This is a genomic window from Krasilnikovia cinnamomea (genome assembly GCF_004217545.1).
In the GTDB taxonomy this organism is placed as follows: domain Bacteria; phylum Actinomycetota; class Actinomycetes; order Mycobacteriales; family Micromonosporaceae; genus Actinoplanes; species Actinoplanes cinnamomeus.
Window position 1 is genome coordinate 847,821 of the sequence record NZ_SHKY01000001.1, and the last position, 22,493, is coordinate 870,313.

A 22,493-nucleotide genomic window follows, 5' to 3' on the forward strand; every position below is an offset into this window, starting at 1 on the left:
CCCTCAGGCGACCTCGGGCCACGCCTTCGCCAGCATCTCCCGGGTGTCGGCCAGCAGCTGGGGCAGCACCTTGGTGCGCCCGATCACCGGCATGAAGTTGGCGTCGCCACCCCAGCGCGGCACCACGTGCTGGTGCAGGTGTGCGGCGATGCCCGCACCCGCGACCGCGCCCTGGTTCATGCCCAGGTTGAACCCGTGCGGGCGGCTGGCACTGCGGATCACCCGCATCGCCCGCTGGGTGAACTCGGCCAGCTCGACCGTCTCGGCCGCGTCCAGCTCGGTGTAGTCGGCGACGTGCCGGTACGGGCACACCATCAGGTGCCCCGGGTTGTACGGGTACAGGTTGAGCACCGCGAAGACCTTCTCGCCGCGCGCCACCACCAGGCTGTCCGGCTCGGCGCGCCCCGGCGCGAGACAGAACGGGCAGCCCGACGGCTGCTCGTACCCGCCCTCCGGCCGGTCCTCCCCCGAGATGTACGTCATCCGGTGCGGCGTCCAGAGCCGCTCCAGCCCGTCCGGATCCTGCCCGCGCCGCTCGTCCACCACGCCTGTGATCCTAGGCGTAGTGGACGAGCGGGCGCGGGCCGCCTCAGGCCGCGGACGGCCCGGTGTTGACCCGGGAGCGCACCACCTCGGCGACGTGCGCGACCGCCTCGTCGAGCGGCACGCCGTTGCGCTGCGAGCCGTCGCGGTAGCGGAACGAGACCGTGCCGCCGCTGACGTCGTCGTCGCCCGCGATCGCCATGAACGGGATCTTCTGCTGCTGGGCGGTGCGGATCTTCTTCTGCATGCGGTCGGTGGAGTGGTCCACCTCGGCCCGGATGCCCTCGGCCCGCAGCCTGGCCGCGAACTGCTCCAGGTAGTCGGCGTGGTCGTCGCGGATCGGGATGCCGACCACCTGCACCGGCGCCAGCCAGGCCGGGAACGCCCCCGCGTAGTGCTCCACGAGGACGCCGAAGAACCGCTCGATCGAGCCGAACTTCGCCGAGTGGATCATTACGGGCTGCTGCCGGGACCCGTCCGCGGCCTGGTACTCCAGGTTGAAGCCGGCCGGCTGGTTGAAGTCGTACTGGATCGTCGACATCTGCCAGGTACGGCCGATCGCGTCGCGAGCCTGCACGGAGATCTTCGGTCCGTAGAACGCGGCGCCGCCCGGGTCGGCCACCAGCTCCAGGCCGCTGTCGGTGGCGACCCGCTCCAGCACCGCGGTGGCCACCTCCCACTGCTCGTCCGTACCGATGAACTTGTCGCTCTTCGGGTCGCGGGTGGACAGCTCCAGGTAGAAGTCGTCCAGGCCGAAGTCGCGCAGCAGCGACAGCACGAAGTCCAGCAGGTGCTTGATCTCGCCAGGGGCCTGCTCCGCGGTGACGTACGAGTGGGAGTCGTCCTGGGTCAGGCCGCGCACCCGGGTCAGGCCGTGCACCACCCCGGACTTCTCGTACCGGTACACCGACCCGAACTCGAACAGCCGCAGCGGCAGCTCCCGGTACGACCGCCCGCGCGAGCGGAAGATCAGGTTGTGCATCGGGCAGTTCATGGCCTTGAGGTAGTAGTCCGCGCCCTCGAACGGGATCGGCGGGAACATCGTGTCGGCGTAGTACGGCAGGTGCCCGGAGGTGTGGAACAGCCCCTCCTTGCTGATGTGCGGGGTGCCGACGTACTGGAAGCCCTCCTGGATGTGGCGGGCCCGGACGTAGTCCTCCATCTCCCGCTTGATCACCCCGCCCTTGGGGTGGAACACCGGGAGGCCGGAGCCGATCTCGTCGGGGAACGAGAACAGGTCCAGTTCGGCGCCGAGGCGCCGGTGGTCGCGCCGCTCCGCCTCGGCCAGCCGGTTCAGGTACGCCTTCAGCTCGTCGCGGCTCGGCCACGCGGTGCCGTACACCCGCTGCAGTTGGGGGTTCTTCTCGCTGCCGCGCCAGTAGGCGGCGGCCGAGCGCATCAGCTTGACCGCCGGGATCAGCCGGGTCGAGGGCAGGTGCGGGCCCCGGCACAGGTCGCCCCAGACCCGGTCGCCGGACTTCGGGTCGATGTTGTCGTAGACGGTCAGCTCGCCGCCGCCGACCTCCATCACCTCGTCGTCCTCGACGTCACCCTTGAGATCGACCAGTTCCAGCTTGAACGGCTCGTTCGCCAGCTCCGCCTTGGCCTCGTCCAGCGAGTCGTAGCGGCGGCGGCGGAACAGCTGCCCGGCCTTGACGATCTCCTGCATCCGCTTTTCGAGCTTCGCCAGGTCGTCGGGCTGGAACGGCTTGGCCACGTCGAAGTCGTAGTAGAAGCCGTCGTGGATGGGCGGGCCGATGCCGAGCTTCGCCTCCGGGAAGATGTCCTGCACGGCCTGGGCCAGCACGTGGGCGGCGGAGTGCCGCAGCACGTTCAGCCCGTCGGGTGAGTCCATCGACACCGGCTCCACCTGTGCGGGAGCGTCCGGGGCCCAGTCGAGGTCGCGCAGCCGGCCGTCGGCGTCGCGCACCACCACGATCGCCTTGGGGCCGGAGGCGGGCAGGCCCGCGGCGGCCACCGCGTCGCCCGCCGTCGTCCCGGCCGGGACGACGACGGGGTCGGCCACGGCATGGGTACGGGGTGCAGACACGGTCTTTCTCCTTTTCGCCGGTGGTGTACCGGCCCGCCGATTGCGGGCCGTTCCCGATGCTAGTGGTTCCATTTGCGCACCTCGGAACCGACGCGGCCACCGGATTTCCGGTGCGCCCGGCCAATGCCGGAAAAGCCCGCCCCAGGACCTCGGCGCCCCGTTCCGACCCCCCGCTTTCGTGACTCTGTGTCATCGTGATATTCCCCTGCATCACCATTTAGGAGTTACGTGCCGGTGGCAGTACGGTGCTCGGCATGGCCACGGTGTTGCTCGTCGAGGACGACCACGTCGTGCGCGGCGCGATGCTGCGGTCGCTGGCCGACCGGGGCCACGCCGTGCACGCCGTCGGTACGGCGCTGGACGCCCTGCGCCGGGTCGCCGCCGAAACACCCGACCTGGTCGTGCTCGACCTGGGGTTACCTGATCTGGACGGCTCGGACGCGCTGCGGATGCTGCGCGGCATCACCGACGTACCCATCATCATCGCCACCGCCCGCGACGACGAGCAGACCGTGGTGCGGCTGCTGCGCGCCGGCGCGGACGACTACATGGTCAAACCGTTCACCGGAGCCCACCTCGACGCGCGCATCACCACGGTGCTGCGCCGGGTGGGCCGGGCCAGCCGCACCGCGCAGCCCGCCGTGCACGAGGTCGGCGAGCTGCGCGTGGACGTCGGGGAGCGCAGCGCCACGCTCGGTGACACTCCGCTGGCGCTGACCCGCAAGGAGTTCGACCTGCTGGCGTATCTCGCCGCCCGCCCGGGCCGGGTGGTCTCGCGTCGTGAGCTGTTGGAGGAGGTATGGCGACAGCCATCCGTCGGGGAAGACCAGACGATCGACGTGCATCTGTACTGGCTACGCCGGAAACTGGGCGAATCCGCGGCGAAACCTCGCTACCTGCGCACCGTGCGGGGGGTCGGATTCCGGTTGGTGGCCCCGGACTGAGGGCGCGGCTGGCGTACGTCAGCGCCGCCACCACCGCCGTCGCCGCCCTCGCGTTCCTCATCCCGCTCGGCTGGGAACTGCGCGACGACCACCGCGTACAGGCCCTGTCGGCCGCCGACCAGCGCAGCGCGACCGTGGCCGGTGCGCTCGTGGCCGGTGCGAGCCGCCGGGAGTTGCAGGCCGCGATCGACGCGGCGGGCGGCACCCCGGTCGTGCACGCGCCCGGCGGCACCGGCGCAGGCCGCGCGGCCGCCGACGACGTCCGCGCCGCCGCGACCGGCCGGCGCAGCCTCACCGAGGACGTCGACGGCGGAGTCGTCCGCCTTCAGCCGGTCACGGTCGGTGACAAGACCTCCGTGGTCGAGGTGTTCGTGCCCGACGCCGAGCTGGGCCAGAACACCGCCCGGGACTGGTGGATCCTGCTGGGTATCGCGCTCGGCCTGGTGGTCGGTTCGGTGATCGTGGTGGACCGGCTGGCCCGCGGCGCGGTGGCGTCCGTGCGCAACCTGGTGCAGGCCGCGATGGCCGTCGGCGGCGGTGACCTGGGCGTCCGGATCCAGCCCAGCGGGCCGCGCGAACTGGCCGAGGCCGGGTACGCGTTCAACCGGATGGCGGACCGGCTGGTCACCTCCCGCACGATGGAGCGGGAGCTGGTGGCGGACCTGTCGCACCGGCTACGCACCCCGCTGACCGTGCTGCGGCTCGACGCGGAGGCGCTCGACCCGGACGACACCCACATCGGCGAGTACTCCGCCGCCGAGCTGGACCGCCGCCGGGGCATCCGGCGCATCCGGCAGGCCATCGCCACCCTGGAGGGCGAGGTCGACCAGCTCATCAACACCACCCGCAAGGCGGTCGCCGCGCAGGTGCAGGCGCCCGAGGACGGCCTCTGCGACGCCAGCGAGGTGGTCCGGGACCGGATGGTGTTCTGGTCCGCGCTCGCCGGCGACCAGGACCGGAAGCACCGGGTGCTGGGGGCCAGCACCCGCATCCCGGTGCCGGTGGACCGCGCCGAGCTGGCCGCCGCGCTCGACGCCGTGCTGGGCAACGTCTTCCGGTACACCCCGCAGGGCACCGACTTCGAGGTCAGCATCTCGCGCCGCGACGGCTGGGTGGCGCTGCGGGTGGACGACGCGGGGCCGGGCATCGCCGACCCGGAGAAGGCGCTGCGCCGCGGCGAGAGCGAGCAGGGTTCCACCGGCCTCGGGCTGGACATCGCCCGGCGCGCGGCGACCGCGACCGGCGGGTCGGTGAGCATCGACCGGGCCGTGCTGGGCGGCGCCAGCGTGGTGATGCTGCTGGCCGACGCCGAGGCCGCCCCGAAGCAGGCCAGCCGGTTCGGCCTGGTCGGGCGGCTGGCCCGGGAACGAGATCCGGTGCGGCGCAGATGGCCGCAGCAACGCACCGAGCAGACCTGAGGACCTGCCCGATCCGCCCGACCTGGGCGATTCACTCCGGACGGACCAACTCTTGCTTAGATCTCTATTAAGGGCGTTCCCCTGGCGCGGCAGGCCTGGCACGATCCCAACCGATCCCATCCGGCTTGCCGGTTCGACGGGCGCACGTCGTCCTCGCAGCGCGGACCGGTCGAGCCCCCGCGCGGTGGGAGGTGGTCACCCCATAACCCCCTCCCACCGCGCTCCGGCAGCACGAGGAGGGTCTTTGTCCGCGCACCGACGGCCCGCGCTGCGCGAGGCGGCGCGACGTCGCCTGGCTGCCGTGCGCCCTCGTCGGCGGACGCGCTCGGGTACGCACCGGCTGCTGCCGGTCGCGCTCGGCCTCGGCCTGCTGGCCATCGCCGCGGTGGCGGGTCCCGGGGTGGTCGGTGGCGGCTGGAACGGTGAGGACGGGCAGAACCGGGAACGGATCACCTTCGCCGCCCTGCCGGACGTGCCGGACCAGGGCCTCATCTACGACGGGCTGCGGCTCGCCTCGGCGGACTCGCTGTGCGCGGGGTCGTACCAGCTGGACGAGCTGACCTGCACCCACGGGCCCGACCCGGCCCCGGCCGGGCTGCGGGTACGCCGCAGCGTGCCCCCGGTGACCGAGAAGGCGCCCGAACCGGCCGGTCCGCGGCGCGAGGCGGGCCGGGTGCCCGCCGACGCCGAGATCGTCCGCGACCAGGGCGGCAGCGCGCTCACCCCCACCGCCCCCGCGCTGATCCCGGACGCGGCGCCCGGTGACGCCGACTTCGTCATGGGCAGCCACGACGTCGCCTGCGCGGGCGACGGCCGGACCGGCAAGCGGGTCCAGGTGCTCTACCTGCACGAGTTCGGCACGCCGAGCCGGTACCCCGACTACCTCGGCTCGATGCGGGTCTGGTCGGCCGGGGTGGACGCCATCTTCGACGCCAGCGCGGCGGAGACCGGCGGGTCGCGGCACGTGCGCTTCGTGACCACCCCGCAGTGCCGGGTGGACGTCGCGGAGGTGCAGGTGCCCGAGGGGGCGCTCGCCTCCTTCACCGCGAGCATCGACGCGCTGCAGACGCTGGGCTACAACCGCACCGACCGCAAGTACCTGATCTTCGCGGACGCGAACGTGTACTGCGGCATCGGCACGTACATCGCCGACCGGCGGCCGGGTCTGGGCAACCGCAACAACGGCGGCCCCTCGTACGGGCGGGTGGACTCCGGCTGCTGGAGTTCCACGATGGCGGCGCGTGAGGTGACGTACACGCTGGGCGCGGTGCTGCAGGACTCCCCCAACGCCAGCGGTGCGGGCGGCTGCACCGACGACTACGACCTGCTGTGCGGGCGGGACCGCTCGGGCAAGCCGGTCCGCACGGTCTGCCCGAAGAAGCACGAGAACCGCCTCGACTGCGGCCACGACGACTACTTCCACACCAGTCCGAAGCCGGACAGCTACCTGGCCCGCAACTGGAACGTCGCGCAGAGCGAGTTCCTGCTGCGCACGGACGGCGGTGACGACCTGCCCGAGGGGGCGGTCCCGGCACAGTCCCCCGCCACCACCGTCGCGCCGACCGGTACGCCCTCCTCCCCGGCGGCCACCACCGCGCCGCCCGCCGACCCGAAGCCGGGCGGAGCCCCGGCCACGCCGGGCGAGCAGGGGAACGGCCCACCCGACGACCGGGGCAAGCCCACGCCGAGCGCTCCGGCGAGCACGCCACCCGGCGCCGAGCCGTCCGCCGAGACCCCGCCCGCCCCGCCCACGGCCGGGGCGTCCGGTAGCGCGCCCCCCGCCGATCCCGTGGCTCAGCAGGTGCAGGCGGTGCTGGAGATCCGCGATCCGACCAGCACGGCGGTCCGGCTGACTTGGAGCGCCGCCGCCCGCGACGCCCGCTACGAGGTGGCCGTGGACGGCGTGCCGGTGGCGACCACGGCGGCGACCCGGGCGCAGCTCATCGGGCTCAAGCCCGACACGTCGTACCAGGTGAGCGTGCGCAGCGAGAAGCACGGCTATCTCGCCCGCAGCACCGCGCGGACCGTGCCCGCGGCCCGGCCCGCGCAGAACACCTGGTTCGTGCTGACCAACTCGCTGACCGGCGGCGCCGCCGACCTGTACGCGGCCCGCACGGCCAGCGGCACGCCGATCACGCTCGGCGGCACGGACGGCGACGCGCAGCAGCAGTGGAAGTTCGTCCCGGCCTCGGGTGGCACGTTCGCGCTGCAGTCGCGGGCCACGGGCAAGTGCGTCGTGCCGCTCGACGGCAACCTCGTGGCGGGCACGCCGCTGGTGCAGGGCGACTGCACGGCGGACGCGGGGCGCTGGTCGCTGCAGGCCTCCGACTACGGCTTCACGCTGCGTACGACGGTCGGGGATCTGGCGGTGGGCGTGGGCGACCAGCGGTTCGGGGCGCACCGGCTGCTGGTGCTGCAGCAGGGCAACGGGTCCCGGCATCAGAGTTGGACGGCCGTGCCGGGCTGAGCAGGCGGACACAGAACCGACAGCGGACGGGTGGCGCCGGACCCGCCGCCGAGGGAAGGGGAACGACCATGCTGGACACGGACGTGACCGTGGAGCCGGGGCTGGAACCGGACGAGGACCCGGCCCGCTTCAATCGCCGCCGCCTGGTGCGCTGGGTGGCGGTCCTGACCGTCGGCATCGTGGTGGTGCTGGCGGTCTGGCAGGACCCGCTGTACGCGGGCCGCTCCTGACGCGCGGGCCCGCACCCGTGGGCGCGGGCCCGGGAGGCGCCGCGCCGGGTCAGTGACCGGCCGCGTACGCGTCGATCTCGGACCGCAGCGCCGCCTTGCCCTGGGCGGGCAGGAACGACGCGTCCACCGCGGCGCGGGCCAGGTCGGCGACCCCGGACTCGTCGAGGCCGAGCAGGCGGGCGGCGACCGCGTACTCCTGCTCCAGGGTGGTGCCGAACATCGGCGGGTCGTCGGAGTTGATCGTGACCGGGACCCCCGCCGCGACCAGGGTCGGCAGCGGGTGGTCGTCGAGGTCGGTGACCGCCCGGGTCCGCACGTTCGAGGTGGGGCACACCTCCAGGGTGATCTGGTGCTCGGCGAGGTGGGCCATCAGCGCCGGGTCCTGGGCGCTGGCGATGCCGTGGCCGATCCGTTCGGCGCCGAGCTCGCGCAGCGCGTCCCAGACGGTCTGCGGCCCCGTGGTCTCGCCCGCGTGCGGGACGCTGCGCAGCCCGGCCGCCCGCGCCTTGTCGAAGTACGGCTTGAACTGCGGCCGGGGCACCCCCACCTCGGGGCCGCCGAGACCGAAGCTGACCAGCCCGTCCGGGCGCTGTTCCAGCGCGATCCGCAGCGTCTCCTCGGCGGCGGCCAGGCCGGCCTCGCCGGGGATGTCGAAGCACCACTGCAGTTGCACGCCGAAGTCGGTGGCCGCGCTGCGGCGCGCGTCCTCGATAGCGCCGCAGAACTCGGCGGCGGGGATTCCCCGGCTGGTGGACGAGTACGGGGTGACCGTCAGCTCGGCGTACCGGACCTGCTGACGGCCGAGCTCGCGGGCCACCTCGTAGGTGAGGGTGCGTACGTCCTCGGCGTCGCGGATCAGGTCGACGACGCTGAGGTAGACCTCGATGAAGTGGGCGAAGTCCCGGAACGCGAAGTAGTCCGCGAGCGCGGCGGGATCGGCGGGCACGGGCGTGGCGCCCTCGTGCCGGGCGGCCAGCTCGGCCACGGCGCGCGGGGAGGCCGAACCGACGTGGTGCACGTGCAGCTCGGCCTTGGGCAGGCCGGCGATGAATGAGGCCAGCTCGGTCACTGTGGACTCTCCTTGGGTGTGGTCGCCACGGCGAAGACGCGACGGAACGGGAAGGCCACGAGGCCGCCACGGGCGGGGTACGCGGCAGCCAGCCGCTCGCCGAGGGCGGCGCGGAACTCCTGCCACGCCGCGTCGTCGAGGGCCGCGCGGACCGGCCGCAGGGCGGTGCCCTCCATCCAGCGCAGCACGGGGTGGGCCGCGGCGGGATCGGCGGGCAGCAGATGCACGTACGTAGTCTCCCAGGCGTCGACCGTGGCACCGGCGTCGGTGAGCACCCGCGCGTAGCCGGGCGCGTCGTCGACCGGCGCCTCGCGCAGCAGGCCGCCGAGCCGGTCGGCCCACGGCGTGGACCGGGCGACCTCGCGCAGCGCCCGGTGGGACGGGGCGTCGAAGTTGCCGGGGACCTGCACGGCCAGCCACGCCCCCGGGGGCAGCTCGCGGACCCAGCGGCGCAGCAGGTCGTCGTGCCCGGGCACCCATTGCAGGACGGCGTTGCTGATCACCACGTCGTCGTCCGGGCCGGGCCGCCAGGCCCGTACGTCGGCGACCCGGAAGTCGGCCGGGGCGCCGAGGGCCACGGCCCTCTCGATCATTTCGGGCGAGGAGTCGAGGCCGGTGACCCGGGCGGACGGCCAGCGCTGGGCGAGGGTGGCGGTCAACTCGCCGGAGCCGCAGCCGAGGTCGACGACCGCGCGCGGCGCCTCGGCGGCCACCCGGGCCAGCAGGTCGGCGAAGGGCCGGGAGCGTTCGGCGCCGAACCGGCGGTAGACGGCGGGGTCCCACATGACGCGCCTCCCAATAAAACCGTACGTACGTTTTGTATGACGGTAACACCTCGCGGGTAGGCTCTGGACGTGGAAACCCGGACCTTTGCCCGGATGGGGCGAGATGTCGGCGTGGTCGGGCTCGGCGCCTGGCAACTCGGTGCCGACTGGGGCAGCGTGACCGAGCAGGACGCCCACGCCACCCTGCAGGCGGCCGCCGACGCGGGCGTGACGTTCTTCGACACCGCCGACGTGTACGGCGACGGCCGCAGCGAACAGATCATCGGCAGCTTCCTGAAGGACCGCCCCGGCATCACGGTCGCCACCAAGATGGGCCGCCGCGTGCCGCAGGAGCCCTCCGCGTACACGCTGGACAACTTCCGGGCCTGGACGGACCGTTCCCGCGCCAACCTCGGCGTGGAGACCCTGGACCTGGTCCAGCTGCACTGCCCGCCCTCGCCGGTGTTCGCCATGGACGCCGTCTTCGACGCGCTGGACACCCTGGTGCAGGAGAGGCGCGTCGCGGCGTACGGCGTCAGCGTGGAACGGGTCGACGAGGCCCTCACCGCCATCGCGCGGCCCGGCGTCGCCAGCGTCCAGATCATCCTCAACGCGTTGCGGCTCAAGCCCCTGGAACGGGTGCTGCCCGCCGCCGCGGCGGCCGGGGTCGGCATCATCGCCCGGGTGCCGCTGGCCAGCGGGCTGCTCTCCGGCCGCTACGACGAGCACACCACGTTCGCGCCCGACGACCACCGCAACTTCAACCGGCACGGCGAGGCCTTCGACGTCGGCGAGACCTTCGCCGGTGTGGACTTCGCCACCGGCCTGGAAGCGGTACGCCGCCTGCGCCCGCTGGTGCCCGCCGGGGCGAGCATGGCGCAGTTCGCCCTGCGCTGGATCATCGACCAGCCGGCGGTGACGGTGGTCATCCCGGGCGCCCGCGATGCCGGACAGGCCCGCGCCAACGCGGCCGCCGCAGGTCTGGCCCCCCTGCCCGAGAGCACCCACGACGCCGTACGGGCCGTCTACGACGAGCTCGTCCGGCCCCAGGTCCACGATCGGTGGTGAACGACGTCATGCGCGGATGGCTGGCGATGAGCCTCGGGCTGCTGGCGGTCGTGCTCGGTGCGGTGTGGACACTGCAGGGGCTGGACGTGCTCACCGACAGCGCGATGAGCGGCGTGACCGCGTGGGCGGTCATAGGCCCGGTCGTCGCGGTCGGCGGCCTGGCCCTCATCGTGATCGGACTCCGGCAGCGCAGCCGCGGCAGGGCCGGAAGCGCGGCCGAATAACGGGAAAGCCCCGCATCCTGCGAGGATGCGGGGCCAACCCGGGCCGACCTCCGCCAGGCGGCCGGCAGCCGGTGTCACCACCGGCGGGCTGGTCTCAGAGCGGGCGGACCTGCTCCGCCTGCGGGCCCTTCTGGCCCTGGGCGATCTCGAACTCGACCCGCTGGTTTTCTTCCAGAGTGCGATAGCCGCTCATCTCGATGGCCGAGAAGTGGACGAACACGTCAGCGCCCCCACCGTCGACGGTGATGAAGCCGAAGCCCTTGTCTGCGTTGAACCACTTCACGGTTCCCTGCGCCATGCTGAACTCTCCTTCTGACAATGCCGGCCCCCGTGATGCGGGGCCGATGGCCGTTTTCGAGCAGCGGCGCCTCAGGCGGCCCTGTGAAGGACAGTCCCACCCGCTCGCCACGCGACACCTGGCGGCGGAGCGCGGCGGGCGGAAGCAGCAAACCACGTACGCAAAAACTGGCCATACTGTACCGAAGAACGGCGCGCAAAGCTGCCCCCCGGCCGCATCGAAAACCCTTGACAGGACAGGGAAACGGGCCCCCACAACGCGATTGCGTGTGAGGGCCCTCGATCAGGGTCGATCAATGTCCGTACACTCAGCCCGGCCACTCTCCGGTGAGCTTGCGCACCCCGGTCGCGCCGCCGCGATCCACCAGTGCCTTCACGACGGCGAAGACGGCGCCCTGCAACGCGGCGGCGGCGACGATCTCGCCCCAGCCCCTGTCCTCATCGGTCGCGTCCGGGGTGTCGTCGTCGCCGGAGGCGACCTGCCAGATCTTCCGGGTCACCATGCCCGCGACGGCACCGGCCATCACCCCGAGCAGCAACCCGACGGGCTTGTACGCGATCTTCTGCACCCGGGCGCTCATCGGCGCCTCCGTCGCATGACCAGGATGATGCCGCCCAGCACCGCGGCGCCGGCCAGCAGCGCGACCAGCGGGATCGGGTTACGGCGCACCCGTTCCCCCGCGTCGGCGGCTACGTCTAGCGCGCCGGATTCGCGAACCCGGTCGGTGGCCGACTGCGTCGCGTCGCGGACCGCGTCCGTGGCGGACTGCGCCGCGTCCCGGACCGCGCCGGTGGCCTCGGCCGCCTGCGTCTTGACCCGCTGCTTGGTCTGCTCGACCTGCTCCTTGGCGCGGGCCTTGACGTCCGTCTTGGCGGCCAGCGCACTGACGGTCTCGCCAAGATCGGCTCTCGTTTCCGCGATCTCTTCCCGCAGCGCGGTGATCTCCGGTTTGGCCTGCGGGGAACCGTTCTTCTCACTCATGCCCGGCTGCGCTCCTTGATCGCGTGCTTGACCTCGTCGACATCCGCCCTGGCGCTCTCGATGGCGCTCTCCGGTTCGATTGGGGTGGCCCGGCGCATCTGCTTCCTGCCGAGCAACGCCATCACCCCGGCCGCGGCGAACAACACCACGGTCATGATCAGTGCGGCCAGCCAGAGCGGGAGGAACAGGTCCAGCACCACGATGCAGGTGGCGATCAGCGCGCCCACGCCGTACAGGGCCAGCACGCCTCCACCGCCGAACAGGCCCGCACCGAGGCCGGCATGTTTGCCCTTCTCCATCAGCTCCGCTTTCGCCAGTGCGATCTCGCTGCGCACCAGGGTGCTGAGCTGGTCGCTCGCACGCTGGATCAGCGCTGCGGTCGACTGGTCGGTGGCCGGGGCGGCCGGGCCACCGCTCAGGACGTCAGCCATTGCGTCCTCCCTTCTTCTGCCTAGGCTTTATGCCCTGATCAGCGAGGCGTCAATCCTGACCCGGGAGAAATCCCCCACCGGTGACACCGGCCGGTACACCTCAGCTCACGGCTGCGCGCCCGGCGCCGGGCGGCCCACGAACGTCGCGCCGCGGCTCTCGCCGTCCGACCCGCCGCTGAAGACCCGCGCGTCCTCGTCGGTCTCGGGTACCACCGCGGTGATGGTCGCGGGCCGTCCCGGATCATGGGCGGGCGGCGTCTCGGCGCGGTAGCGGGGCAACGCCTCGCGCTGGTGCTCCCAGACCCAGGCGACCAGCCGTTCCCGGACCAGGCAGCGCAGGTCCCACAGCGACGGCGCGTCGTGCGCGCTCACCAGCGCCCGCAGCCGCACCATGCCGCGCACCGCGTCGGTCACCTGCAGCACGCACACCCGGCCGTCCCACAGCTCGGTGCTCTCGCACACCGCCCGCAACTCCGCGCGCAGCGGTTCCACCGCGGTCCCGAAGTCCACGTCGATCTCGGCGGTGCCCAGCACCGCCGACCCGGTCCGGGTCCAGTTCTGGAACGGCTTGGTGGTGAAGTACGAGGTGGGCAGGATCAGCCGCCGGTCGTCCCAGACCTGCAGGGCCACGTACGTGAGGGTGATCTCCTCGATCCGGCCCCATTCCTGCTCGACCACCACCACGTCGTCGATGCGGATGGCGTCGCTGAAGGCCAGCTGGATCCCGGCGAAGACGTTGGCCAGGGTGCTCTGCGCGGCCACCGCCGCGACCACGCTGATGATGCCCGCGGAGGCCAGCAGGCTCGCCCCCAGGGCCCGGACCGCGGGGAAGGTCATCAACGCCACCCCGAACGCCAGTACGACGATCACGGCGACCGTGACCCGGCGCAGCATCACCACCTGGGTGCGGACCCTGCGGGCCTTGCGGTTGTCGGGCACGTCGGTACGCCACCGCGACAGCGCCATGTCCTCGAGCACGAGCAGCAGAGCGCCCACCAGCCAGGCACCGGAGACGATGACCAGGATGACCAGGATGTGCAGCACCTCGTGGCGGCCGGGGAACTCGCCGGTGGCGGTGCGCAGCGCCTGCTGCACCGCGAACAGGGTGACGGTGGTGAGGAAGGGCTTGTGCGCGGTGCGCTCGAGCCTGCTCAGCAGGGGTGAGCGGCGCGCGTACCGGGTCAGCAGCCAGTGCACGGCTTCGACGAGCACGATGGCGGTGCCGGCCGCGAGCACCACGGCCAGCAGGGCGTTCAGGAAGTCGGACACGGTCTCTCCTCCGCGAGATCGCGAGCGCCCGAAAATTCCCTTTCACACCGTACACGACGGGCCCGCACCGGGGCCCGGACGACGGCGCCGAAGGCGATGCCCGGGCGCCCCAGGCTCAGCGCGAGATCCGCACCTTCACGGCGTCCTGGGTGACGCTGTCCAGGCTCACCTGCAGGCCCGCCACGTCGACGGCGGACTGGCCGGTGGTGAGCTGGATCTGCTCACCGGCCACCTCCAGCGTCACGGTGTCCCCGTCGGCCCGGACGAAACGCGCGTCGACGCCGAGGACGCTGGCGCTCGCCTCCGTGCTGCGCTCCAGGGTCACCGTGCAGGCGTCGACGCCGCAGTCCACGTTGTCGCCGCCGCAGCCGGACAGCAGGGCGACGGCGAGGACGGCGCTGGTCAGCAGGGCGGCGCTACGGCGCGCGGGGCGGATCCACATCCCGACCAGGATACGCGGGCCGCGCCACCGCACCACCCGGCGGCGCTGCGGGGCGGTGCGGTGGCGCGGAGGGTAGGGATCAGGCCGCCACGGGCTCCGGCGTGGGCACGGTCGATCCGGCGATGACCTCGGTGGCGGCGAGCCCGCAGGCGCGGGTGGCGCCGTACGTGGCGACGTGCACGCCGCCGCTGACCGCGACCGGGACACCCATCTCCACGACGATCGCGTCCGGCCGCACGGCGAGGGTGTGCGCGAGCGCCCCGGCGATCCAGGGGTGCCGGTGCGCGTCGCGGACCACGAGCACCAGCGGGCGACCGGCGGCACCCGCCAGCACCGGGGCGGCGGGATCGGGCACCCCGGCGAGATCGTCGGCGTCGAGCCGGACCGCCGTGGTGCCGGGCATGCGCTCGGCCAGGGGACCGCCCACGCCCCACGGGGTCTCCGACCCGACCGCGATGTTGCGGGGCGGGGCGAACTCGACCACGTGCGGCGCCTCGGTCAGCGGCAGGGCGGGGGCCGCCGCGCCGATGGTGATCTTGACGGCCCGCCGGGCGGCCGCCAGGCCCACCGCGGATCCGGCCTGCGCGGCGCCGATGGGGCCGGGCGCCGTCGGCGACCTGGCGGCGCGCGCGTCGGCGGCCGCGCGGGCGCCGGTGGCGATCTGGCTCACCTCGGTCCAGGCGGCCAGCCGGCGGACCCGCTCGGCGGCGTCCCGCAGTCGTTGTTCGCCGAGCTCGCCGGAGCGCACCGCCGCGACGATCGCGTCGCGCAACAGCACCGCGGTGTGCTCGTCGGCGTGGTCGCCGCCCACACAGATGGCGTCGGCGCCCGCGGCCAGCGCCCGCACGGCGGCACCCGCCAGCCCGTACCGTCGGCGCACACCCTCCATCTCGATGCCGTCGGTGACGATGAGCCCGGTGAAGCCGAGTTCCTCGCGCAGCAGGCCGGTGAGGATGCGCCGGCTCAGCGTCGCGGGCAGCTCCGGATCCCAGGCGGGCACCAGCAGATGCCCGGTCATCACGGCCTGCACCCCGGCGGCGATCGCGGCACGGAACGGCAGCAGCTCACACGCGTCCAGCTCGGCCCGGCTGCGGTCGATCACGGGTACGGCGTGGTGCGAGTCCACATTGGTGTCACCGTGACCCGGGAAGTGCTTGGCACAGGCGGCCACCCCCGCCCGCTGCAGGCCGGTGACGAACGCGGCGCCGTGCCGGGCGACCAGGTGCGCGTCGGATCCGAACGCCCGTACGCCGATCACCGGGTTGTCCGGATTGGAATTGACGTCGGTGTCGGGGGCGTAGTCCACAGTGATGCCCGCGTGGGCGAGGTCGAGCCCGAGGTCGTGGGCGACGACCTCGGTGACCGTGACGTCGTCGATCGCGCCGAGGGCCAGATTGCCCGGACGCGAGCTGCCGTAACGGGATTCGAGCCGGGTGACGTCACCGGCCTCCTCGTCGATCGCCACGATGACGTCCGGCCGTTCCGCGCGCAGTTGCGCGGTGAGCGCGGCGACCTGGGCCGCGGATTCGACGTTGCGGGCGAACAGCGCCACTCCACCGAGGCCCTCGGCGAGGCGGCGGCGCACCCAGTCCGGCGCGGTGGTGCCCACGAAGCCCGGCTGCAGCACGGTGGCGGCGAGTTCCGGCAAGTCCCCTTGTCGCGGCATGAGCCCCGAACCTCCGGTGACGATCGACACGCGCTCCGGTGAGCGCGTCCCCAACTGACAACCGACAACCGTCATGGGCGCGGCGGACGGACCAATGGTCACACCCGGTCCGCGTTCAGTCAACAAACCTTTCTATTGGTACGGTGTCCGCGCCCGTTAGAGTTCTCGGCGTGCAGACCCCCCTCGCGGCAACCTCCGGCGTGGACTGGTCCGAAGTGCATGCCGTCCGGCTGCTCGGCGTCGCCCTCGCCGCGCTCATCCTGATCTGGGCGATTCGCCGCATGTTCGGCGGCAAACGCTGACCCACTCCTGGGCGGCCCACGCAACGGTCAAGGCCACCCCGGTGACCGGGGCGGCCTTGACCGCGACAGCCGCCGAGGCGGCCAAATTGACTTCACCGCCGAGGCGGCCGAACCCGGGTCAGACGCCGATCCGGCCGTACCTGACCCTGCCGGGCTCGAAGATCGCCGCGAGCTTGACCCGGCTGCCGGGCTTCGGGGCGTGCCACACCTTCCCCTGACCGGCGTAGACGGCCACGTGGTAGGCGTGCCCGCCGCGAACCCAGAAGACCAGGTCGCCGGGGCGCCGCTGCGCCTTGGCCAGGCGGCGCACCTGGTGGAACTGGGCGTTCGCGGTGCGGCCCAGCTTCAGCTGCGCCTTGCGGTAGACGTATCCGGCCAGGCCGGAGCAGTCGAAGGCCTTCGGGCCGCCGGCGCCGAGCCGGTAGGGCTTGCCCTTTTGCGCCTTGGCGAACGCGACGATCCGCAGGCCCCGGGCCTTGGCCGCCGCGACGGCGCGCGCCTGAGCCGCGCGGGCCTTGGCGGCCCGCTGAGCCGCGGTCGCGTGCGACCCGGCCGCCCTGGAGTCCGCCGCCGCCGGCGACGGCGCCGCGGCACCCAGGGTGACGGTGGTTACCAGCGCTGCGGCCAGCCCGAACAGAGCGAGGCGACGCAGAACCGGCGGGTGGGAATGAGACATTCAGGCATCCTGATCCTTCAACCCGCGTGCGAGGTTAGCTGTCGGGTTAGGCCTTGAAGTGGCCCGCCACGCTCCGCGTGGCCGCACCCCCAGCCGGTGTCGGGCACCGGCACACTGGGTCCCCCGCTCCTGCCCATCGAAGTCACTGATAGGAGTCAGTCTTCGTTCGCACTCCCGGCGGGCAGGACTCCGCGGCCGGAAGCAGCGACCCCGGGTTCGGGGTGCGCCCTTACCGTCGGCACGGGGGCGAACCGGCTCACCGCCACTGCGGTTGCATGGACCTCGCGACTCACGAACCCGACGCCCGGTCGGGTACCCGGCGGGACACGGCTGGTCCAAGACCCCCGGAAGCGGACGACCCGGGCAGGGGTCTGTGGCGTAGGTCACAGCCGAGCCCGCCGTCCGGCGGTGCCGGGAATCGGGACCCGGGCGGCAGACGATACGGGCCCGGCCGGTCCCCGACATTCGCCGCGGTACCGGATGACGATTCGGTTCGGCGCAGCCCGGGTACGGATCCCGTCCGTTCCGGCAGGCGAGGAGAATGCACTCTCGGTCGCCGACAACCGTGGAAAGGACCACCCGAGTGACGGACCAACCGATGTACGCCAGCCTGGGCTACACCGACGCCGAATGGGGACTGCTGACCGGCCTGCCGCAGTCGGTGCTGACCGCCGCCAGCGCCGCCAGCCTCGACGGGGCCCGCAAGACGCGCGCCGAGAACGCCGCCGGCCTCGACGAGATCGCGGACGCCCGGACCAGCAGCAGCCCGCTCGTCGCGGCGGTCGCCGCCGCCGTGGTGGACCGCGTCGGCGACCCCGAACTCGGCGAGGAACTGCCGGTCCTCGCCCCGGCCGACCCCGCCGGGTACGCCGGGGACGTGCTGGAGCGGGTCGGGCAGGCGGTCACGCTGCTGGCCGCCAAGGCCCCGGCCGAGGACGCCCGGACGTACCGGCACTGGCTCGTGGAGATCGCGGAATCGGTGGTCGGGGCCGCCTCCACCGGAGGTGTGCTCGGCATCGGCGCCGAGACGGTGACCGACAGCGAGCGCCGGTTCCGCGACGAGCTGTCCGCCGCGCTCGCGGACTGATCACGCGCCGGGGCGCTACGCGACCGCCTCGGCGTCGGAGCGGCTCTCCAGCGCCGCGTACACGGCGCCGACCTGGGCCGCCGCCCGCTGCCAGGAGTACGCCTGGCGGGCCCGGTCCAGCGCGGCGGTCGCGTACGCGAACCGGCGCACCGGGTCGATGATCAGCCGGCGCAGCGTGCCCCCCAGCGCCTCGGGGTCGGCGGCTGGCACGAGATCACCGGTCAGGCCGTCCACCACGGTCTCCGGCAGCGCGCCGGACGCGACGCCCACCACGGGCACGCCGCACGCCATCGCCTCCAGCGGAGCCGCCTCGTACCGGTCCTGCCCGGGCGCGACGACGAACACGTCCGCCGAGCGGTACCAGGCCGGCAGGTCCGCCGAGGTGACGGCACCGACCAGGCGGACCCGGTCGGCGACCTGGCAGCGCACCGCGAGCTCGCGCAGCCGGGCGGCCTGCGGGTCGTCGGGCAGCCCGGCCGCGGGCGGGCCGCCGATCAGCACGAACTCCGCTCCCGGCACGGCCCGCATGGCCCGGACCACGGCGCCGTAGCCCGTACCGTCGGCCAGCCGCCCGACGGCCAGGATGCGGGGGCGGCGCGGGTCGCGCTCCGCCACCGGGCCGTCCGGGTTGAACCGCCGGCTGTCCACCCCGGCCGGGACGAAGGTGATCCGCGGGCGCGGCACCCCCCGGTCCACCAGTTCGCCTACCTCCTGCTGGCTGCGGGCGAGCACCCGATCGACGGCGCGGCCGAGCGCCCGCTCGTAGCCGGCCCGCGACGGGCCGTTGCCGCCCGGCTCGGCGGGGCCCGCGCCCAGCTCGTGGAACGACTGCACCACGGGTACGCCGATCCGGCGGGCCGCGGTCACCGCGGCGAGACCGCCCGTCCAGAAGTGCGCGTGCACCACGGCCGGCGCCCAGTCCCCGTCCCGCCAGGAGCGGCCCAGCCACCGCGCGAACTCACCCAGGCACGGCAGCCGCTCCTGGACGGGAAGCACCCGCGCCGGACCGGCGGGAACCCGTACCACCGGGACACCGCCCGGGGCCCGCACCACGTCGGGCGCGGCGGGGTCGTCGCGCCGGGTGTGGATCCGTACGTCGTGGCCGAGCTCCGCCAGCGCCTCGGCCAGCTCCAGGACGTGCCGGCCGCCGGCGCCCAGGGAACCGGTGTTCTCCGAGATCATCGCGACGCGCATGGGTCCTCCTCCAGCAGAGCAGCCTCCGGGAGGACGACCGGAGGAAGGCCGTGACACTCGGTGCGATGTGCCCCGGCCAGCTCGGGATAAACCCGACCCGGCCCATCAGAACGTGCGGAGTTTCAGGGCGGTGGCGGGTGCGCGAAGTTCCATGGCGTACCGGTCCGGAACGCGCGGCCAGGCGGCCGGAGCCAGCACCGACCCGGCGGGCACGGCGTCCCGCGCCGCCCACGGAGTCGTGACCGACCCGGCGCCGCCGCGCAGCCGCACCCGGACCGGGCTGGCGGCGGGTGCCCGTACGGTGATCGTCGCGGCCGGGCCGGTGACCGTGACCGGCACGGTGCCGCGCGGGCGGGGCAGCCGCACCTCGATCAGCCCGGCGGCGCCCACGTCCAGCCGCCGGATCCGCCCGTGGCTCAGGTCGAGGTGCTGCTCCCCCGCCCCCGCCGGAAGCCGCAGGTCCCAGCTGACCGTACGGTTCAGCGCGATCCCGACCGCGTCCGCGCCGTCGCCGCCGGTGGGCCGCAGGGCCAGGCGAAGCCGGCCGTCCATGCCCGTGACCCGCGGGGCCAGGCCCGACCCGGCCGGGGTGCTGATCCGGTAGAGCAGCCCAGGCAGGTCCGCCAGGCGCACGTCGACCCGGGAGGCCGCGTCCCCGACGACCAGCGACGCCCCACCGCGCCCGCGCAGCGGCGCCTCGACGACGTGGCCCGCCCCGGTTCCCGTGGGTACGGCGGTTCCCGTGGAGCTCCCGGCGGGTCCGGCGTGCTCGGCGGGTCCGGCGTGCTCGGCCGCGCCGGTGCACGCGGCCGCCGGAAGCACGGCCAGCAGAGCGGACAACAGCGCGGCCGGGCGGCGGCGGCTCAGCTCGCGGAACACGATCGGACAACGCGGAATCGGCCGAACGGGTGACGGCGTTTCGCCCGCATCGCGGCAGACTTGCCGGGTGCAGTCCGCAGGCTTCCTTTCCGACCGCCAGCGCCGGTTCGCGTGGCTCGGCTTCGTGCTGGCCGCGTTCCAGGCTCCGCTCGCGGCGAAGTTCACCGACGACGCGTCCTGGCTGTTCGCGCTGGTCGTGGCGCTCGTGGTTGCCACCGTGATCCTCGCCGACGACGTCCAACGGCGCCGCCCGGAACCAGCCGAATAGTCATCGCGGTTCAACCGATCTGCACCGGTCGGGAGAACCTATGGCTACCCGTGGCTTCCTACCGTCTCTTTCCATGACTGGCCTGTTCGGCGGCCACGCCGCCCGCGCTGCACTGCGCTCCGCCCATGCCTGCCTCGACGCCGTACACGCGTCGGTGGGAGTTTCCGGTTTCGCCGCGGCCGCGGAGTCCCCCGGCCTGCTGGCAGCCGTGGACCAGCACTCCGCCGGGATCCGGGAGAGCCTGTCCGCGGACAGCCGCCCGCTGACGGCCGTGGTCCTCGCCGCGTACGCCGAAGGCGTCCGGGAGGCCGCGTACAAGCACGGCTGGCGCGCGCCGGCCGACGGGATCGACTGGGAGGTGCAGGACTGGGTGCTGGTGCGCCTGCTGGCCGTGTGCACACTCGCCCGGAGCCTGCCCCCGCGCCGCTGACCCGCGAGGCGGAAACACCGATCAGGCCGTACCGATCATGGGCCGGTGCCGGAATCTCCGGCACCGGCCTTCGTCCGTCCGCTACCTCGTCGTCCGCTCAGCTGCGCTTGCGGGGGCGGGCGCGGCGGGTGGTGGCGGGTGGGTGCTCCGGCCCGGCCGCGTCGGCGTCCGGTCCGGTGGGCGGGAGAACCTGGGTGTCGGCCGCCGCGTCGGCGTCACCGACCGCGATCGGCTCGGTCACGTCCGGCCCCGTCGCGGTCTCGGTCGCTACGGGAATCGGCTGGGTGTCATCCGCCGGGATCGGCTGGGTGTCGTCGCTGACGCGGAGCGGCTGGGTGTCATCGGCGGCGCGGAGCGGCTGGGTGTCATCGGCGGCGCGGAACGGCTGGATGTCGCCTGGTGGCTGCGGCTGGGTGCCGCCGGGTGGTGCGAGCCCGCCCGGACCGGCGCCGGGAACCGCGGACAGGTCGGTGGTCGCCTCGTCGTCGTCGCGGCCGAACCCGGGCACGAAGTCCGGCCGGTCGTCCTCGGTATCGGCCCGGCCGCCGGAACGGCGCCCCGAACCGCCCCGGTTCTGTCCAGCGGCCGCCGCGCGGCGTTCACGCTGGCGGGCCGCCTCGGCCTCGGCCTCCGCCCGGACCGCGTCGGCCGCCGCGAGGCGGGCCTGCTCCGCGCGCCGGGCCTCGTCGGCCGCGCGTTCCCCCGCGACCCGCTGCTGCTCGCGGGCCTCCTCCGCTTTCCGGGCCTCCTCGGCTTTGCGGGCCCGATCCGCGGCCCGCTGAATCTCCTGCGCCCGGCGGGCCTGCTCCGCCTCACGCGCCTCCTCGGCCTTGCGGGCCTCCTCGGCCTTGCGGGCCTCCTCGGCCTTGCGGGCCTCTTCCGCCTTGCGCGCCTCTTCCGCCTTGCGCGCCTCTTCCACCCTGCGGGCCTCCTCGGCCTTGCGCGCCTCTTCCGCCAGCCGAGCTTCCTCCGCCAGGCGGGCCTCCTCCGCCTTGCGGGCCTCTTCCGCCAGCCGAGCTTCCTCCGCCAGGCGGGCCTGCTCGGCCGCCTCCCGGGCGCGCTCGTCGGCGTACGACCGCGCGTGCTCGCGGATCGCCGCGGACTCCGCGCCAGCCCGCTCGAGCCACTCCTCCCAGCGCTTCTGCATCGGCCGTACCAGGCCACCGCCGACGCCGACGACGAGGATGCCCGCGATCGTGGCGAGAACCGCGATGAGTAGCGGCTGGGTCACCGACGTGGCGATGTGGACCTGATCCAGGGCCGCGATGACCCCCAGCGTGATGATCAGTACGGAGGCGATCCGGGCCAGCAGCCGGCCGTAGCTCAGGCCGCCGAGCGCGCTCGCGATCAGGTCGTGCGCGGCCCCGGCGATAGCGGAGGCCACCACGACGATCACGATGGCCACGAACGCCCGGGGCAGCCAGGCGATGAGCACGGTGAGCAGATCACTGACCGGGTTCGGACCCCACAGTCCGAACGCGAGCTGCAGGGCGAACAGCAACACCGCGTAGAAGGCGATCTTGGCGCACAGGTCGCTGGCGTCGATGTTGCTCCCCCGCAGCGCCCGGCGTACCGCGCCGCGTTCCACGGCCCGGTCGAAGCCCATCCGCTGCAGGGCCTTGGCCACGAGGGTGCGGGCCAGCCGGGCGACGACGTACCCGATGGCCAGGATCGCGATGAACGCCAGCGCCGTCGGCACGAACAACAGCACCGAGCGCCACATGTCGCTCAACCCCCGGCTCAGGTCGTCGCCATTCATCCGCGCCCCCTAGCTGCCGCAACCGGCCGGCGAC

At 73.6% G+C, this 22,493-nt stretch carries 25 protein-coding genes and 1 riboswitch; of the genes, 10 read left to right on the forward strand and 15 right to left on the reverse strand.

Annotation, left to right across the window (positions count from 1 at the left end):
• Positions 1-3 precede the first annotated feature (3 nt).
• Together EV385_RS03695 and thrS are read right to left on the reverse strand one after the other, a co-directional pair.
• Positions 4-483, reverse strand: a complete 480-nt coding sequence (locus EV385_RS03695) for an HIT family protein (protein WP_130513052.1) — start codon at positions 481-483, stop codon at positions 4-6.
• A gap of 106 nt (positions 484-589) precedes the next feature.
• Entirely contained in the window at positions 590-2,593 is a 2,004-nt protein-coding gene (gene thrS, locus EV385_RS03700) for a threonine--tRNA ligase (RefSeq protein WP_207229742.1), read from the reverse strand.
• A 254-nt stretch (positions 2,594-2,847) separates the two neighbouring features.
• Between thrS and EV385_RS03705 the strand changes: the two genes are divergently transcribed.
• The 4 genes from EV385_RS03705 (at position 2,848) to EV385_RS33745 (ending at position 7,652) form a co-directional block, all read left to right on the forward strand.
• Positions 2,848-3,537, forward strand: a complete 690-nt coding sequence (locus EV385_RS03705; protein WP_130508168.1) for a response regulator transcription factor — start codon at positions 2,848-2,850, stop codon at positions 3,535-3,537.
• 77 nt (positions 3,538-3,614) lie between these two features.
• Positions 3,615-4,955 (forward strand): HAMP domain-containing sensor histidine kinase, encoded by a 1,341-nt coding sequence (locus EV385_RS03710; protein WP_423203100.1) that lies wholly within the window; start codon positions 3,615-3,617, stop codon positions 4,953-4,955.
• A 244-nt stretch (positions 4,956-5,199) separates the two neighbouring features.
• A complete protein-coding gene (locus EV385_RS03715) occupies positions 5,200-7,422 on the forward strand; it encodes an RICIN domain-containing protein (protein WP_130508169.1) in 2,223 nt (740 codons plus the stop codon).
• A gap of 68 nt (positions 7,423-7,490) precedes the next feature.
• On the forward strand, positions 7,491-7,652 hold the full coding sequence (locus EV385_RS33745) for a hypothetical protein (protein ID WP_165449380.1): 162 nt from the start codon (positions 7,491-7,493) through the stop codon (positions 7,650-7,652).
• A 49-nt stretch (positions 7,653-7,701) separates the two neighbouring features.
• On the opposite strand, the gene EV385_RS03720 is transcribed toward EV385_RS33745, so the two are convergent.
• The gene (locus EV385_RS03720) at positions 7,702-8,721 is read right to left on the reverse strand and encodes an adenosine deaminase (RefSeq protein WP_130508170.1); all 1,020 of its coding nucleotides are present in this window, start codon (positions 8,719-8,721) and stop codon (positions 7,702-7,704) included.
• Positions 8,718-9,506, reverse strand: a complete 789-nt coding sequence (locus EV385_RS03725) for a trans-aconitate 2-methyltransferase (RefSeq protein ID WP_130508171.1) — start codon at positions 9,504-9,506, stop codon at positions 8,718-8,720. Before EV385_RS03725 ends, EV385_RS03720 begins: the two co-directional genes overlap by 4 nt.
• A gap of 69 nt (positions 9,507-9,575) precedes the next feature.
• Here EV385_RS03725 and EV385_RS03730 point away from each other — a divergent pair, with 69 nt between their 5' ends.
• Positions 9,576-10,553 carry an aldo/keto reductase gene (locus EV385_RS03730; protein WP_130508172.1) on the forward strand — a complete coding sequence of 326 codons (978 nt, stop codon included), beginning with the start codon at positions 9,576-9,578 and terminating at the stop codon, positions 10,551-10,553.
• An 8-nt stretch (positions 10,554-10,561) separates the two neighbouring features.
• On the forward strand, positions 10,562-10,777 hold the full coding sequence (locus tag EV385_RS03735; RefSeq protein WP_130513055.1) for a hypothetical protein: 216 nt from the start codon (positions 10,562-10,564) through the stop codon (positions 10,775-10,777).
• Positions 10,778-10,871: 94 nt separating this feature from the next.
• Here EV385_RS03735 and EV385_RS03740 read toward each other — a convergent pair whose 3' ends face one another.
• From EV385_RS03740 to EV385_RS03770, 7 genes are all read right to left on the reverse strand, one after another.
• Complete coding sequence (locus tag EV385_RS03740) at positions 10,872-11,075, reverse strand: cold-shock protein (RefSeq protein WP_130508173.1); 204 nt, start codon at positions 11,073-11,075, stop codon at positions 10,872-10,874.
• 307 nt (positions 11,076-11,382) lie between these two features.
• Positions 11,383-11,655 (reverse strand): DUF4235 domain-containing protein, encoded by a 273-nt coding sequence (locus tag EV385_RS03745; RefSeq protein WP_130508174.1) that lies wholly within the window; start codon positions 11,653-11,655, stop codon positions 11,383-11,385.
• Positions 11,652-12,056: a DUF3618 domain-containing protein gene (locus tag EV385_RS03750; protein WP_130508175.1), complete on the reverse strand. Its 405-nt coding sequence runs from the start codon at positions 12,054-12,056 to the stop codon at positions 11,652-11,654. The genes EV385_RS03745 and EV385_RS03750 overlap by 4 nt, the downstream gene beginning before the upstream one ends.
• Positions 12,053-12,487, reverse strand: coding sequence for a phage holin family protein (locus EV385_RS03755; protein WP_130508176.1), 435 nt, complete (start codon positions 12,485-12,487; stop codon positions 12,053-12,055). Before EV385_RS03755 ends, EV385_RS03750 begins: the two co-directional genes overlap by 4 nt.
• 105 nt (positions 12,488-12,592) lie before the next feature.
• Positions 12,593-13,756, reverse strand: a complete 1,164-nt coding sequence (locus EV385_RS03760) for a mechanosensitive ion channel family protein (protein WP_130508177.1) — start codon at positions 13,754-13,756, stop codon at positions 12,593-12,595.
• Between the two features lie 115 nt (positions 13,757-13,871).
• The gene (locus EV385_RS03765; RefSeq protein ID WP_130508178.1) at positions 13,872-14,198 is read right to left on the reverse strand and encodes a hypothetical protein; all 327 of its coding nucleotides are present in this window, start codon (positions 14,196-14,198) and stop codon (positions 13,872-13,874) included.
• Between the two features lie 79 nt (positions 14,199-14,277).
• Entirely contained in the window at positions 14,278-15,864 is a 1,587-nt protein-coding gene (locus EV385_RS03770) for a glycoside hydrolase family 3 protein (RefSeq protein WP_130508179.1), read from the reverse strand.
• A gap of 170 nt (positions 15,865-16,034) precedes the next feature.
• On the opposite strand from EV385_RS03770, the gene EV385_RS35585 reads away from it, so the two are divergent.
• A complete protein-coding gene (locus EV385_RS35585) occupies positions 16,035-16,166 on the forward strand; it encodes a hypothetical protein (protein ID WP_278044965.1) in 132 nt (43 codons plus the stop codon).
• 118 nt (positions 16,167-16,284) lie between these two features.
• On the opposite strand, the gene EV385_RS03775 is transcribed toward EV385_RS35585, so the two are convergent.
• A complete protein-coding gene (locus EV385_RS03775) occupies positions 16,285-16,842 on the reverse strand; it encodes a C40 family peptidase (RefSeq protein WP_130508180.1) in 558 nt (185 codons plus the stop codon).
• A 9-nt stretch (positions 16,843-16,851) separates the two neighbouring features.
• Positions 16,852-17,013: riboswitch (cyclic di-AMP (ydaO/yuaA leader) on the reverse strand.
• Between the two features lie 412 nt (positions 17,014-17,425).
• On the opposite strand from EV385_RS03775, the gene EV385_RS03780 reads away from it, so the two are divergent.
• Entirely contained in the window at positions 17,426-17,929 is a 504-nt protein-coding gene (locus EV385_RS03780) for a hypothetical protein (RefSeq protein WP_130508181.1), read from the forward strand.
• A gap of 15 nt (positions 17,930-17,944) precedes the next feature.
• Here EV385_RS03780 and EV385_RS03785 read toward each other — a convergent pair whose 3' ends face one another.
• Positions 17,945-19,123, reverse strand: coding sequence for a glycosyltransferase (locus EV385_RS03785; RefSeq protein WP_130508182.1), 1,179 nt, complete (start codon positions 19,121-19,123; stop codon positions 17,945-17,947).
• A 105-nt stretch (positions 19,124-19,228) separates the two neighbouring features.
• Positions 19,229-20,002 carry a hypothetical protein gene (locus EV385_RS03790; RefSeq protein WP_242624679.1) on the reverse strand — a complete coding sequence of 258 codons (774 nt, stop codon included), beginning with the start codon at positions 20,000-20,002 and terminating at the stop codon, positions 19,229-19,231.
• A 67-nt stretch (positions 20,003-20,069) separates the two neighbouring features.
• Here EV385_RS03790 and EV385_RS03795 point away from each other — a divergent pair, with 67 nt between their 5' ends.
• Together EV385_RS03795 and EV385_RS03800 are read left to right on the forward strand one after the other, a co-directional pair.
• Positions 20,070-20,270, forward strand: a complete 201-nt coding sequence (locus EV385_RS03795; RefSeq protein ID WP_130508183.1) for a hypothetical protein — start codon at positions 20,070-20,072, stop codon at positions 20,268-20,270.
• Positions 20,271-20,343: 73 nt separating this feature from the next.
• Entirely contained in the window at positions 20,344-20,700 is a 357-nt protein-coding gene (locus EV385_RS03800) for a DUF6401 family natural product biosynthesis protein (RefSeq protein WP_130508184.1), read from the forward strand.
• A gap of 97 nt (positions 20,701-20,797) precedes the next feature.
• Here the strand turns inward: EV385_RS03800 and EV385_RS36050 are convergent, their stop codons facing one another.
• Positions 20,798-22,459 carry a mechanosensitive ion channel family protein gene (locus EV385_RS36050; RefSeq protein ID WP_242624680.1) on the reverse strand — a complete coding sequence of 554 codons (1,662 nt, stop codon included), beginning with the start codon at positions 22,457-22,459 and terminating at the stop codon, positions 20,798-20,800.
• Positions 22,460-22,493 lie beyond the last annotated feature (34 nt).